The organism is Streptomyces sp. NPDC001508, assembly GCF_040298665.1.
In the GTDB taxonomy this organism is placed as follows: Bacteria; Actinomycetota; Actinomycetes; order Streptomycetales; family Streptomycetaceae; genus Streptomyces.
On sequence record NZ_JBEPAP010000002.1, the window covers coordinates 144,370 to 157,673 of the forward strand.

Genomic DNA, 13,304 nt, shown 5'->3' on the forward strand with positions numbered 1-13,304 from the left:
GACCTGGCCGCCGCCCCGCTGCCGCCGACCCCGCAACCCGGCCACTGGGACATCGACCCGAACCGCACCGCGATCCGGTTCGTCGCCCGGCACCTCGGCCCGGCCGAGATCCACGGCCGGTTCGACCGCTGCTCCGGCGGCCTGGGGATCGCCGAGCGGATGCGCGACTCCTGGATCGGCGTGCCCGTCGAGGCCGACGGTATTGACACCGGCATCTGCATGCGCGACGACCACCGGCGCCCGCCGGACCGCCCACGTCGCCGCCACCCGTATCCGAGCTTCGGCGACGGCGACTTCGTGCACCGCGGGGCCATGCTCGCGGGCGAGTGGGGTGCCCACGCGCATACGCGGTAGGCCCGGCGCCCCGCTCCGTGGTGTGTCAGCCGTGGTTCAGTACGACGCATGACTGGCCGGGAAGGTGGAGGAGGCCGTCCGGGCCGGGGGGTCGGATCGGGGTCCACGTGGCGAGCACCTGGGACCCGCGGGTGCCCAGCGGGATCGCCGCGGGCCCGGAACCGAGGTTCACGGCGACCCGGATGTCCCCGCGGCGGAAGGCGAGCCAGCGTGCCTCCTCGTCGTACGCCACCTTGGTGTCGGCGAGGTCGGGATCGGTGAGGTCCGGCTGTTCCCGGCGCAGCGCGATGAGCCGGCGGTACCAGGCCAGCACGCGCGCGTGGGGCTCGCGTTCCGGTTCCGACCAGTCCAGGCAGGAACGCTCGCGGGTCGCCGGGTCCTGGGGATCGGGCACCTCGTCCTCGGCCCAGCCGTGCGCCGCGAACTCCCGCCGCCTGCCCCGCCGTACGGCCTCAGCCAGGGCGGGATCGGTGTGGTCGGTGAAGAACTGCCACGGCGTGCCCGCCGCCCACTCCTCGCCCATGAACAGCATCGGTGTGAACGGCGCGGTCAGCGTGAGCGTGGCCGCGCAGGCCAGCAGGCCCGGCGGGAGCGTGGCCGACAGCCGGTCGCCCCGGGCCCGGTTGCCGACCTGGTCGTGGTTCTGGGCGTAACCGAGCAGCCGGTGCCCGGCCACGCGGGTGCGGTCCAGCGGCCGGCCGTGGTGCCGGCCCCGGACGCTCGCATACGTGCCGTCATGGAAGAAACCACCCGTCAGGGTCTTGGCGAGGGCGGCGAACGGGGCCCGCGCGAAGTCGGCGTAGTAGCCCTGGGACTCACCGGTCAGCGCGGCGTGCAGGGCGTGGTGGAAGTCGTCGTTCCACTGCGCGTGCACACCGAGCCCGTGCTCAGCGCGCGGGGTGATGAGCCGCGGGTCGTTGCGGTCGGACTCGGCGATCAGGAACAGCGGCCGGCCCACCTCGGCGGCGAGGCCGTCCACGGCCGCCGACAGCTCCTCCAGGAAGTGCAGCGCGCGCGTGTCCCGCAGCGCGTGCACCGCGTCAAGCCGCAGCCCGTCGATCCGGTAGTCGCGCAGCCAGGCCAGCGCGCTGCCCACCAGATAGCCGCGCACCTCGTCGGAGCCGGGAGCGTCGAGGTTCACGGCCGCGCCCCACGGGGTGTGATGGGTCTCGGTGAAGTACGGGCCGAACGCGGGGAGATGGTTGCCGGCCGGGCCCAGATGGTTGTGCACGACGTCCAGGACGACGCCGAGCCCGAGTTCGTGCGCCCGGTCGACGAACCGTTTGAGTGCCTCGGGGCCGCCGTACGGCTCGTGCACCGCCCACGGCGACACTCCCTCGTAACCCCAGCCGTGCCGCCCGGGAAAGGGACACAGCGGCATCAACTCCACGTGGGTCACGCCCAGTTCCGCCAGATGCCCGAGCCGACCGGCCGCCGCGTCCAGGGTGCCCTCGGGGGTGTACGTGCCCACGTGCAGTTCGTACAGCACGGCGCCCGGCAGCGCGCGGCCCGCCCACGGGGCGCGCCACGCGTACCGCGCGTGGTCCACGACGGCGCTCGGCCCGTCCGGTCCCTCCGGCTGGCGGCGGGACCGCGGGTCGGGCAGCACCGGGCCGTCGTCCAGCGCGAACCCGTACCGCGCGCCGTCGTCGGCCGCCGCCTCCACCGACCACCACCCCGCCCGGTCCGGATCGCGTTCCAACGCGCGCGTGGCGCCCTCGCAATGGAGCGTCACCCGGTCTGCCGGCGGTGCCCACACCTCGAACTTCACGGACGGTTCCCCTTCGTCTGCACACCGTGATGTAGCCCGTCCATGGTGCCGTGAGCGGGGTGGATCCGCTTTTGAATCCTGGCTTTTCCCGGTGCATGTCGCCCGGAGTACGCGCGCGTGGCGGGCGATTTCCCATCGCGGGGATCTTCTGGACACCCGGGGTTCACTGACCGACAATCACCAGCGTGACGTCGTCCTTCGAGCACCACACGTATCCCGCGCGGCTGTCCGACGCCGAGCGCGACAAGGCGTTGAAGGTGCTGCGCGACGGCGTCGTCGCGGGCCGGCTGTCGCACGACACGTTCGTGCGCCGCATGGGGCTGGCCCTCGCCGCGCGGCGGCCCGAAGAACTCGTCGCGCTCACCGCCGACCTGCCCCGGGAGGGCCGCCTCACGCGCGGCGTCCTCGGCGCCGTCGAGGCGGTCTCCGGGTTCACCGCACGGCTGCGCAGGGCCTGGCACGCCGAGCGGCTGCCCAAGCTGCTGCTGCCCCACCCGGCGGTCGGCCACCCGCTGCGCATCGGCCGTGACCCGGCCAACGGGCTGCGGCTGAACCATGAGACGGTCTCCCGGGTGCACGCCGAACTCAGCCGCCAGGGCGGCATGTGGGTGCTCAGGGACCTCGGCTCGACCAACGGTACGAGCGTGAACGGGCGCCGGGTGATCGGCGCCGCCGTGGTCCGCGCGGGCGACCAGGTCTCCTTCGGGCGGCTGGCCTTCCGGCTGGCGTCGAGCTGAACACCCCGCCGAACGCCGGCCCTCCTCCCCACGAGGACACGCGCGTGTCCGCGGGGGTCTGGTGGGGGGCGTGCTCGTGTCCGCAGGACCTGGTGGGGGGGCGTGCTCGTGTTCGCGGGGCCTGGTGAGGGGGCGCGCGTGTCCATGGGGCCCGGCGAGGGGCGTGCTCGTGTTCGCGGGGTCCGGCGAGGGGCGTGCTCGTGTTCGCGGGGTCCGGCGAGGGGCGTGCGGGTGGTCGGGGGGCTCCGTCGAAGGCGCGTGGTTGTGGTTGCGCGGGGCGGCGTACGTGTGTGTTCCCGTCCATCGGGGGGTCGGGGCGGGCTCACGCGGCCCGGTCGCGTGCGTGGTGGGCCGCGGCCAGCACCGTGCGCGACTGGTGCTCCACCTGGTGCTCCAGGGGCACCCAACGAGCGCGGAAACGTGTCGCGAAGGCGTCGCACCAGCCCGCGACGAGGTGTTCAAGGCCGGGCGCGGCACGGTCGTCCGCGGCCCGGAGCACCCGCAGCAGCATGGCCGCGGCCCGCAGCGGCAGCCGCCGCCCGAACGCGTCCACGCTCCCGACGTACGCCATCGTCGTGTCGACGGGCGGCGTGTCGATCCAGTCCGCGGCCAGCCCCGGGATCAGCTCCAGCGCCCACCGGGCGGCCCGCAGCAGCGGACCCCCGGTGCCGTCCAGCCGCGGCAGCGCCTCGGCCAGCACCCGCTCCACCTGGAGCGCGTCCCGCTGCAACCGGTGCGCCAGCCGGCGTATCGCCGCCGCCGGGGCGGGATGCGGCGCCGGATCGTCCACCAGGTCGCTCGCCCACATCGGCACCTCCACCACAGCCGTCAGACCGCCGTACCGGTGCGCGTGGTACCAGGTGCTGCGCCGCGCGTCGTCCGGCATGCTCGGGTACGCGGCGCCGGTGTCCGGCCCCGGCATCACCCGTACCCCGGGTCCCGAGGCGGGCCATCCGGCCGCGTCCGAGGCGCCCGTCTCCACCGGTATGCGCAGCTCGGCCGCAGACTTGGCGAACGGCTCGGCGAGCCCGGGCACGTCCCTGGTCAACTGCACCCAGCTGCCGCCCAGATCGGTGCCGTGCAGCGTCACCTGGAGGTAGGGCCGCAACTCGTCGATCACCCCGGTCAGGGTCCGGGTCTCGGGCGGCAGCCGGTCCGGCGGCAGCGCGGCGGGCGACCACTCCGGCTGTTCGGGCCCGGCGGGGCGGTAGAAGCCGAGGTGGTAGTCGAGCAGGCTGCGTGGCGCGGGCGCCACATGCAGACTGGCCCCGTCCGGGTCCGCGCACAGCAGGAAGTGCCAGGAGGTGGCGGACCGCAACTCCCGCTCGTACAGCACCCGTTCGGCGAGGGTGAGCAGGGTGGAGCCACCGGTCGGCTCGTTGGCGTGGGCACCCGCCACCACCAGGACGGCCCGTGGGGCGTGCCCCACGGACAGCAGGTGCAGAGGTCTGCCCGCGCTGGAGACACCCACCTGCCGCAGTGCGCACAGGCCCGGTCGATCCCTGGCCAACGTCCGTGCGACCGCGGTGAGTTCGGAAACGCTGGGGTAATGCAGCTCCGGCAGCAGACCCACCCCCGATTTGTCCGCCTGACTTCGCCATCCCCAGTGCCGCATGCCGGGAAGCAACTGTCAAGCGGGATGCGGCGGAGCCACCAAGTCCGCGGTCACCGCCGCCGGTGCGGGCCGCGCCCACCGAGTGCCGGGAGCCGGACACGGACCGCCTCCGTCCGGCACCGGCGCCGGCACGGTACGCGTCTCGCCGCGCGGAGGCGAGGGGGTGGACCCACTGCCGCAGCGGCAGCCGCGCCGAGCGCTCCGCGGTCCTCGGTGCCCATACCCGCGAACCGAGCCGACCCGGCCGCATATGACCGGGGTCCGCTATGACCGGTGTCCGCCCGCCGTCGGCGCTCGGGTCAGACCGTCGCCGCGCCCCGCTCCAACAGGGCCACCGGGCACGGTCCGAACAACTCGGCCACGCGCGCGTGCCCGTCGAACGTGCGCTCCGGGTCCAGCACGTCCACCCAGCGGCCCGGCGGAAGCGCCAGCCGCGTGTCGCGCCAGCCGCCCGCCTCCGCGAGCCGCAGCGACAGCCGCGTCACCGCGGTCACCACCTCCCCGGACCGCGTGAACGCCAGGCAGTGTGCCGCGGCCGGACCCTCCGCGGCCAGCGGCGCGTACGTCCCCGCGGCTCCGAAGACGTGCGGCCTGCGTGCGCGCAGCCGCAGCGCCGCCGCGGTCACCGCGGCCTTCTCCCCGGACCGCCCCGGCTCCGGGGGCGCCCCGGACCCGTCGGCCGCCCCGGTCGGGAACCGCACCGGCCGGCGGTTGTCCGGGTCCACCAGCGCCCGGTACTCGTCCTGCGTGCCCTGGTACAGGTCCGGCACGCCTGGCATCGTCAGATGGACCAGGGCGGTGCCGAGGACGTTGGCCCGTACATGCGCCGCCAGCGCGTCCCGGAAGGCGGCCACGCGCTCGCCGGGCGGCCCGCACGGCCCGGCCGCGACGAACCGGGTGACCGCCTCCTCGTACGGCGTCTCCCGCTGCGTCCAGCTCGTGTGCAGACCCGCCTCGCGTACGTGCTTCAGCAGCGCCTGCCCGACCCGCTCCGGGTCCGCCGGGCCCAGCCCGAACACCGTCTGCCAGGCCGCCCAGGCGAGCTGCGCGTCCGGCGCGACCGCGCCGTCGCGGCTCACCTCGGTGAGGAGGTCCGCCCACCGCGACGGGCACTCGGTGAGCACGGCCAGCGCGGCGCGCACATCGGCGCTGCGCTTGGTGTCGTGGGTCGACACCACGGTCCCGGTGCCCGGCCAGTCGCGCTGCACGCGCGCGCAGTGCGCGTGGAAGTCCTGCGGGGACACGGCCGGGCTGCCCGGGTCGCCGCCGACCTCGGTCGCGGACAGCAGCGGAAGATACCGGTAGAACGCGGTGTCCTCCACGGACTTGGCGCGCAGCGCCGACGCGGTCTGTGCGAACCGGGCCCGGAACTCCGCGAGGGCCGGACCGGCACCGGGCGCCCCGTCCCCGCCCGGCCCCAGCAGGCCGCGCACGACGTCCACCGCCTCGCCCTCCTCGGGCACGGCGAAGGCGCGCCGGGCCTCGGCGGCGGCCTCCTCGGTGACCACGCGGGCCGCGTCCTCGGAGCCGTACGGCCGGTACACCCGCAGCCGGACCAGCAGCTCCCGCAGCGCGGTGCGCAGCGCCCAGGGCGCGCGGTCGCGCAGGGCCAGGTCCGGCGAGGCGGCGCACAGCCGGCTCACCACCCGGGTCAGCCGGTCCGTCTCGGCGGCCAGTTCGTGCGTGAGCACCTGGTGGGCGGCCCGCCGCACCGTGGCCTCCCAGTCGCCGCCCCGGTCCGTGTGCGGCGCCGCGAACCGCCGGTAGTGCCCGAGCAGTTGCCGCGCACCCGCCGGATCCGTGAACACGCCGTCGACGTGCCGGAGGGCGTCGTAGCCGGTGGTGCCGGCGACGGGCCAGGCGGCGGGCAGGCGTTCCCCGTCGGCCAGGATCTTCTCCACGACGGTCCAGCGCCCGCCGGTCGCCTCGTGCAGCCGCCGCAGATAGCCGTCGGGGTCGGCGAGGCCGTCGGGGTGGTCGACGCGCAGCCCGTCGATCACGCCCTCGCGCAGCAGCTGGAGGATCTTCGCATGGGTGGCCGCGAACACCTCCGGTTCCTCCACCCGTACGCCGATGAGTTCGGAGATGCTGAAGAAGCGCCGGTAGTTGAGTTCCGTACGGGCCAGCCGCCACCACACCGGCCGGTACCACTGGGCGTCCAGCAGCAGGGGCAGCGGCAGGTCTTCCGTGCCCTCGCGCAGCGGGAAGGCATGGTCGTGGTAGCGCAGCACGTCGCCGTCGACCACCAGGTGCTCGGCCTCCGCGCCCAGCGGACCGCCGAGGACCGGCAGCAGCAACTGCCCGCCCCGCGCCTCCCATTCGATGTCGAACCAGCGCGCGTACGGCGACTTGGGGCCCTTGCGCAGCACCTCCCACAGGGCGCGGTTGTGCCGCGGGGCCATCGCCATGTGGTTGGGCACGATGTCCACCACGAGCCCGAGGCCGTGCTCCCGCGCGGTCCGTGCGAGCGCCCGCAGGCCCCGCTCACCGCCCAGCTCGTCCCGTACACGCGCGTGGTCCACCACGTCGTAGCCGTGCGTGGAGCCCGGCACGGCCTCGAGTACGGGGGACAGATGCAGATGCGACACGCCGAGCGAGGCCAGCTGGGGCACGGCGGCCGCGGCCGCCGCGAACGGGAACTCGGGCTGCACCTGGAGCCGGTAGGTGGCCGTGGGCACCACCGGCGCGGGACGCTCGTCTGCCATGCGGACATCCGTCATGCAGACCTATGTACCCATCCCACCCCTTTTCGCGTCACGGTCCCCCGCACGCACGCATCCACGCGCGCGTGAAAGACGGCCGGGTGCCCGGCCTGAGCAGGGCGTGGCAGCACCGCCGGGCTTCGGTCCCGGAGGGTGAGGCAGACGCCCGCGGCCACCTTCGGGCCGGGCCTCGGCCGTCCGGACGGGACGTGCCGACGGTGATCGGGTCGAGCAGCAGCTTCGCCGAGTCGCAGCGCAGCCCGCGCCCCGGCTCGTACGGTCCCTGCACCCGGAACCCTCCGTACCGCAGGGGGCGCCTTGGCCCCGAGTATCGGCGGAAAGTAAGGGAACCCGCCGTCACTTGACTCCCTCTTACCGAGCGACCAGTGCTCACGGCGAACGCATGCATGCGACGCCGTGGGCCGAACCAGTGGGGCAGACACGTACTCCCGGGACCACAGGGGGAGTTGGGGGAAGAAGTGCGCGAGACAGTGCACCGACATCTGGGCAAGGTGGTGGCCGGTGCGGCCATAGCGGTGGCGGCGACCGCCGTGATGATCGGGATCACCCTGCCGGGCACGGCGGGAGCAGAGGGGGCGGGCGGTGGCGCGGCCGGCGGCCGGTCCACGGGGCAGACCGCGTCCGGGCAGACCGCGTCCGGGCAGACCGCGTCCGGGCAGGACGCGGCGGTCGCGCCGGGCGTGGTCGAGCAGGCGCCCGCGGAGGGCGCGCGGGGCAGGGGAACCGACCCGCTCACCGACGACGAGATCGCCCGGGTCGAACAGATCGCCCTGGGCGGGCAGCGGTTCGGCGCCGCGCAGGACGTCGAGGGCGAGCGCGGCCCGCAGCGCCTCACCGTCGACCTCGCCGAACCGGACGCCGGCGAGGTCGACGACCCGGCCGCGCCGCGCCGCGCGGACGTGACGTTCTACGACTACCGGGACGACACCCTCGTCACCAGGACCGTCGACCTGGACGCCGGGAAGGTGGTGCGCACCGGCGTCCAGCACGGCGTCCAGCCGCCGCTGAGCCGTGCCGAGAACGCCGAGGCGGCCCGGCTGCTGATCGCCGACCCGCTGGGCGCGGGCCTGCGCGCCGACTACCGCGACGCCACCGGCCGGGACCTCACCTCCCCGGACCAGTTGCTGCTCAACGGGGCGGTCTACCGTGCCGCGCCGGGCGCCCAGCCCGCGGCCCTGGACCGGTGCGGCGAGCACCGCTGCGTACGGCTGTTCCCGAAGGTCGTCAACGGGCCCTGGGTCGACACCCGTTACCTGGTGGTCGACCTGAGCGCGGGCAAGGTCGCCGCGCTCGACCGCGGCTGAGCCGCGGCCCGCCCGCCGCTCCGGACGCCTCCGTGAATCCCGGTACCGCCGTGAATCCCGGTACCGCCTGAATCCCAGTACCTCCTGGATCCCGGTGCCTCCCGCACCTTCCTGCAAGGGAGTCATTCCTTCATGCGTGTGAACAGAATCAGCCGTGCCCGCACACGGGCGGCCGTCGGACTGTCCGTGGCCGCGCTGGCCGCCGGTGCGACCACCGGCACGGGCCCGGCCGTCGCCCAGCCGCGCGCCGCCGCGCCGGCCGCCGCCGAGTGCAGCGCCGCCTACCGCATCGAGCAGAAACTCGCCGGCGGCACCACCTGGCGGATGTGCTGGCGCTACGACAGCAAGGCCGGGCTGGTCCTCGACGACGTCTCCTACCAGCCCAAGGGCGAGGCCAAGCCGATCAAGGTGCTGAACAGCGCCCGGCTGGGACAGATCCATGTCCCCTACGACGACGGCAGCGTCGAGTACGACGACCTGACGGGCTTCGGCTTCGCCCAGGGCCTGATGAACCTGGCGCCTGGCGAATGCCCCGGCGGCACCATCAAGACCGTCAAGGTGCCGGACGCCTGGGACCCGCAGCACCCGAACGTCAAGGGTTTGTGCACCACCACCCGCACCCGCGGCCACGCCTACCGGATGCAGGGCGACAGCGCTGCCAAGGTCTACCAGACCCAGGGCAAGGACCTGCTGGTCTACACGGTCAACCAGGTCGGCTGGTACGAATACATCTCCGAGTGGCGCTTCCAGGACGACGGCACCATCGCCATGAACGTCGGCGCGACCGGCAGCCTCTCCTACGAGGACTACGACGCGGGCGACGGCCGCGGCTGGCCGATCGGCAAGGGCGCCAAGGCCTACGCCACCAGCCACAGCCACAACGTCTTCTGGCGGCTGGACTTCGGCCTCGACGGCTCGTCCAAGACGAAGATCGAGCAGTACGACTCGACCGTCACCGCCCCGGCCCGCGGCCAGGAGGCCCCGACCGCGAAGACCACCCGCACCAAGGTCACCAAGGAACTCGCCGGGGACCACAAGACCTACCGCTGGTGGCGGGTGGTCAGCGCCACCGGCAAGAACAAGGACGGGCACGCCCGTTCGTACGAGATCGTCCCCGGGGCCACGACCAGGTACCCCGGGCGCAGCTACACCCGGCACGACGTCTACTTCACCCAGTACGACAAGTGCGAGCAGTTCGCCAGCAACAACACCGGCAACTGCCCCGCCGGAGCGGGCAAGTCCGTCGACAAGTGGGTCAACGGCCAGACCCTCACCCACCCCGTGGTCTGGATGAATGTGGGCTTCCACCACATAGCGCGGGACGAGGACCAGCAGCCCATGCCCGTCCACTGGCAGGGCTTCTCCATCGCGCCCCGGGACGTCACCGCCATGAATCCGCTCACCCCCGACCAGCTCTCCTGGCAGAACGGACACTGGCAGCCTCGCAGTTGAGCAACGACCCTGTCCATCCGGCTGCACCGCCGACCGCTCCCGGAGTACCCTTCCTTGATCGTTGGGACGGGGATGCCCGGGGGAGCGGAAGGCGGTGCACGGGTGGGCTCGGGAGGGTTGGAGCTGCCGCCTGGTGACGAGAGTCACGAGGGGAACTCCACAGACGTCCCGCCCGGCGCGGTGTCCCTGGCCCGGCCGATGGACGCGGCGGGCTCCATCGGACCGGAGCTGGACTGGGACACCGACGCCTGGCTGGAGGTGCGCACCCGGGCCCAGCGGGCCGGGCGGGCCTACATCTGGCTGAACCTGGTCGAACAGCGGCTGCGCGCGGTGGTGGCCGCGGTCCTGCGGCCCGTCTACGAACCGGTCCACGGCGACGACTGGGTGGTCGCGGCGGCCGGACCCGCCGGACAGGAGTGGGTGCAGCGCGCGGTCGCCGTGCGCGAGGTCAGCCGCCGCAAGGGCTACTTGCTCGACCCGGCCGACGACAACGTGCTCAGCTTCCTCACCCTGCCGCAGCTGCGCGAGCTGATGGTGCAGCACTGGCCGTGCTTCGAGCCCTACTTCGACGAGCGCCGGGACGTCGAACTCGCCCTGGACGAGCTGGAGGTCACCCGCAACGTCGTCTCCCGCAACCGGGCGCTGTCCGAGGCCGTCCTGGGCCAGGCCGAACGGGCCTCCGCCCGGCTGCTGGAGACGCTCGGCACGGGCGGTGACGTGCCCTCGGCGCGACGGCTGCCCGTCGACGCGGTGGAGGACCTGGTCGGCGACCGGTACGCGGACGTGGTCGCCGTGCACCCCGACCGGGTGCGGCTGCTGCGCCAGTTCCCCGCCGAGGACATCTTCGGCGGCGCCCGCCGACTGGACGCCATCGGGATCAGCCTCAACCTGCTCGTGCAGAACTTCTCCGGGCGGCGTCTGGTGCGGATGGCCGAGTCCGGCGGCCGGGCCCGGCTGCTCTTCCTCAACCCGGCCTCCAGCGCGGTGAAGCGGCGGGAGCGCGAACTGGGGATGAAGCGGGGCGAGCTGAGCCGGTCGGTGGAGATGAACATCCTGCACATGCGCCGGGTGCGGTCCCGGCTGCGTGACCCGGGCGCCTTCGAGATCCAGGTGTACGACGAGACGCCGCGCTTCACGGCGTATCTCGTGGACGGCGACGGCGCGGACGGGGTCGCCGTGGTGCAGTCCTATCTGCGCGGGGCGCGGGGGATGGAGTCGCCGGTGCTGGTGCTGCGGGGCGGCAGCCGTCTGGTCAAGCCGGACGATGTGGTCGAAGCCGGGCTCTTCCCGACCTATCGCGAGGAGTTCGAGCTGGCTTGGGCGGATTCGCGCCCGGTGTCCTGAACCGTCCCCGGGCACAAGCGGAATGCGGTCCTCGGATTGTCAGTGGCGCATGCGATCGTAAGAACCACTGGGGGAACGCACCATCAGGAAGGGGGGCCGCCCATGGGCCGGCACCGGGAGCCGCTGATCGGCTCCGACCTGGAGACGACCGGGAGAAGGCCGCGCGAGTGGCGCGCCGTCACTGCCGTCGCAGCCGTCAACACGGCCTGTCGTCCTCGCGCTTCGGCAGGGCCCCGGGCCCTCCGGGCCGCGGCGGCGAGCGGGGTCCTGCGATGAGCTGGCTCAGCGGACCGCTGGTCGCCTTCGACCTGGAAACCACGGGGACCGACATCGAGACCGACCGGATCGTCACCGCAGCGGTCGTGGCCGTGGACGCGGACGGACGCCCGCCCGAACCCCGGACCTGGCTGCTCGACCCGGGGGTCACCATCCCGCACCAGGCGTCCGCCATCCACGGCATCTCCACGGAACACGCCCGCAGACACGGCGTGTCGGCGGCTCCCGCGATAGAGGAGATCACCTCGACGGTGGCCGAAGTGCTCAACTCGGGGACCCCGCTGGTGGTGATGAACGCGCGCTACGACCTCTCGCTCCTGGACCGCGAATGCCGACGCCACGGCATGCGGCCGCTGGCGGCCCGGCTGCGGGCAGGCGCGTCGCCCGTCATCGACCCCCTGGTCCTGGACAAACACGTGGACCGCTACCGGAAGGGGTCGCGCAACCTCCGCGCGCTCTGCGAGCACTACGGGGTGCCGCTCGACGACGCGCACAACGCGGTCGCGGACGCGGTGGCCGCGGCGCGCGCGGCGCGCTCCATGGGCGCAAGACACGCGGTCATAGGCACGCTGGCCCCGACGGAGCTGCACGACCTCCAGGTCCGTGCGGCGGCCGAACAGGCGGCCTCGCTCCAGCGCTATCTGCGCCGCACCTCGAACCCCGCGGCGACCGTCGAGCCCGCCTGGCCGCTCGTGCCCTACGTCCACTGACACCCGCGTCGGCCGAGGGCGGGGCGAGGTCCGGTCGGCGGCGGTTCAGAAGGAGTGCCAGCGCACCGTTTCGTCGCCGTCGCGCAGCGAGGCCACCCGGCGGCGGAACTCCGCCAGGGCCTTGGGGTTGGCCGGGGCGTGCTGGGCGACCCAGGCACAGCTGGCCGTCTCCCGGGCTCCGCGCAGCACCGAGCAGCCCTCCCAGGCGCGCACGTCCCAGCCGTACGCCTCGGTGAAGGAGTCGTAGGCCGCGGCGGGCAGGCCGTAGCGGTCGTGGGAGAGGGCCATGACCACCAGGTCGTGCTCGCGCAGGTCGGCGGAGAAGGTCTCCAGGTCGACCAGGACCGGACCGTCCGGGCCGATGTGCACATTGCGGGGGAGCGCGTCCCCGTGGATGGGGCCCGGCCGCAGCCGAGGGGTCAACGCGGCGGCGGCCACCGCGAAACCGTCGCGCCGCGCGCGCAGATACGCCGCGTCCGCCGGGTCGATCGTGTCGCCCGCGAGCCGCAGCCAGCGCTCCACGCCGGCCAGCAGCTCACGCGGCGGCAGCTCGAAGGGAGCGGCGGGCAGGGCGTGCACGAGCCGCAACACCTCGGCCAGGTCCCGTGGTTCGGCAGGGCGCAGGGCCGCGGGCAGCCGGTGCCACACGGTGACCGGGTGCCCGTCCACCAGCCGGGCCTCCGGGTCGGCCGCACGCACCGCCGGAACGCCCGCCTCGGCCAGCCATCCGGCGATCCGCAGCTCGCGCCGCGCCCGGTCCAGCAGGTCGGCGTCCCGGCCCACCTTGACCACCAGATCACCGGCGGCGAACACCGCGTTCTCGCCCAGGGCGAGAATCCGCGCGCCCCGGGCCGGCCCCGGCAGCACCCCTGCCGTGGCCAGTACGTCCCGTGCGCGTGCCTCGTCCATCGTCCGCCTCCGTGTCCGTGTGCGTGTCCGTGCCCATGGCGTCGCCCGGTGGCGTCGCCCGTCGGCCAGTCTCGCATCCGTACAGGTCGCGGCCTGGACGCGATGCCTT

At 74.0% G+C, this 13,304-nt stretch carries 10 protein-coding genes; 6 read left to right on the forward strand and 4 right to left on the reverse strand.

From position 1 onward, the window contains the following. The first annotated feature begins 51 nt into the window (after positions 1 to 51). Positions 52 to 354, forward strand: a complete 303-nt coding sequence (locus ABT245_RS02835) for a YceI family protein (protein ID WP_351728221.1) — start codon at positions 52 to 54, stop codon at positions 352 to 354. A gap of 25 nt (positions 355 to 379) precedes the next feature. Here ABT245_RS02835 and treZ read toward each other — a convergent pair whose 3' ends face one another. Next, complete coding sequence (gene treZ / locus ABT245_RS02840; protein WP_351727943.1) at positions 380 to 2,125, reverse strand: malto-oligosyltrehalose trehalohydrolase; 1,746 nt, start codon at positions 2,123 to 2,125, stop codon at positions 380 to 382. A 185-nt stretch (positions 2,126 to 2,310) separates the two neighbouring features. Between treZ and ABT245_RS02845 the strand changes: the two genes are divergently transcribed. Then, a complete protein-coding gene (locus ABT245_RS02845; protein WP_351727945.1) occupies positions 2,311 to 2,862 on the forward strand; it encodes an FHA domain-containing protein in 552 nt (183 codons plus the stop codon). Positions 2,863 to 3,184: 322 nt separating this feature from the next. On the opposite strand, the gene ABT245_RS02850 is transcribed toward ABT245_RS02845, so the two are convergent. Further along, positions 3,185 to 4,435, reverse strand: coding sequence for a M14 family zinc carboxypeptidase (locus ABT245_RS02850; protein ID WP_351727947.1), 1,251 nt, complete (start codon positions 4,433 to 4,435; stop codon positions 3,185 to 3,187). 341 nt (positions 4,436 to 4,776) lie between these two features. Then, on the reverse strand, positions 4,777 to 7,182 hold the full coding sequence (gene treY / locus ABT245_RS02855; RefSeq protein WP_351727949.1) for a malto-oligosyltrehalose synthase: 2,406 nt from the start codon (positions 7,180 to 7,182) through the stop codon (positions 4,777 to 4,779). Between the two features lie 476 nt (positions 7,183 to 7,658). Between treY and ABT245_RS02860 the strand changes: the two genes are divergently transcribed. The 4 genes from ABT245_RS02860 to ABT245_RS02880 all read left to right on the forward strand — a co-directional run bounded on the left by ABT245_RS02860 (position 7,659) and on the right by ABT245_RS02880 (position 12,286). Next, positions 7,659 to 8,504, forward strand: a complete 846-nt coding sequence (locus ABT245_RS02860) for a Tat pathway signal sequence domain protein (protein ID WP_351727950.1) — start codon at positions 7,659 to 7,661, stop codon at positions 8,502 to 8,504. A gap of 132 nt (positions 8,505 to 8,636) precedes the next feature. After that, entirely contained in the window at positions 8,637 to 9,956 is a 1,320-nt protein-coding gene (locus ABT245_RS02865) for a copper amine oxidase (RefSeq protein ID WP_351727952.1), read from the forward strand. 72 nt (positions 9,957 to 10,028) lie between these two features. Further along, entirely contained in the window at positions 10,029 to 11,300 is a 1,272-nt protein-coding gene (locus tag ABT245_RS02870) for a DUF5919 domain-containing protein (RefSeq protein ID WP_351728222.1), read from the forward strand. A gap of 272 nt (positions 11,301 to 11,572) precedes the next feature. Then, positions 11,573 to 12,286, forward strand: a complete 714-nt coding sequence (locus tag ABT245_RS02880) for an exonuclease domain-containing protein (protein WP_351727954.1) — start codon at positions 11,573 to 11,575, stop codon at positions 12,284 to 12,286. Positions 12,287 to 12,331: 45 nt separating this feature from the next. Here the strand turns inward: ABT245_RS02880 and ABT245_RS02885 are convergent, their stop codons facing one another. Beyond that, on the reverse strand, positions 12,332 to 13,195 hold the full coding sequence (locus ABT245_RS02885; RefSeq protein ID WP_351727956.1) for a phosphotransferase enzyme family protein: 864 nt from the start codon (positions 13,193 to 13,195) through the stop codon (positions 12,332 to 12,334). Positions 13,196 to 13,304 lie beyond the last annotated feature (109 nt).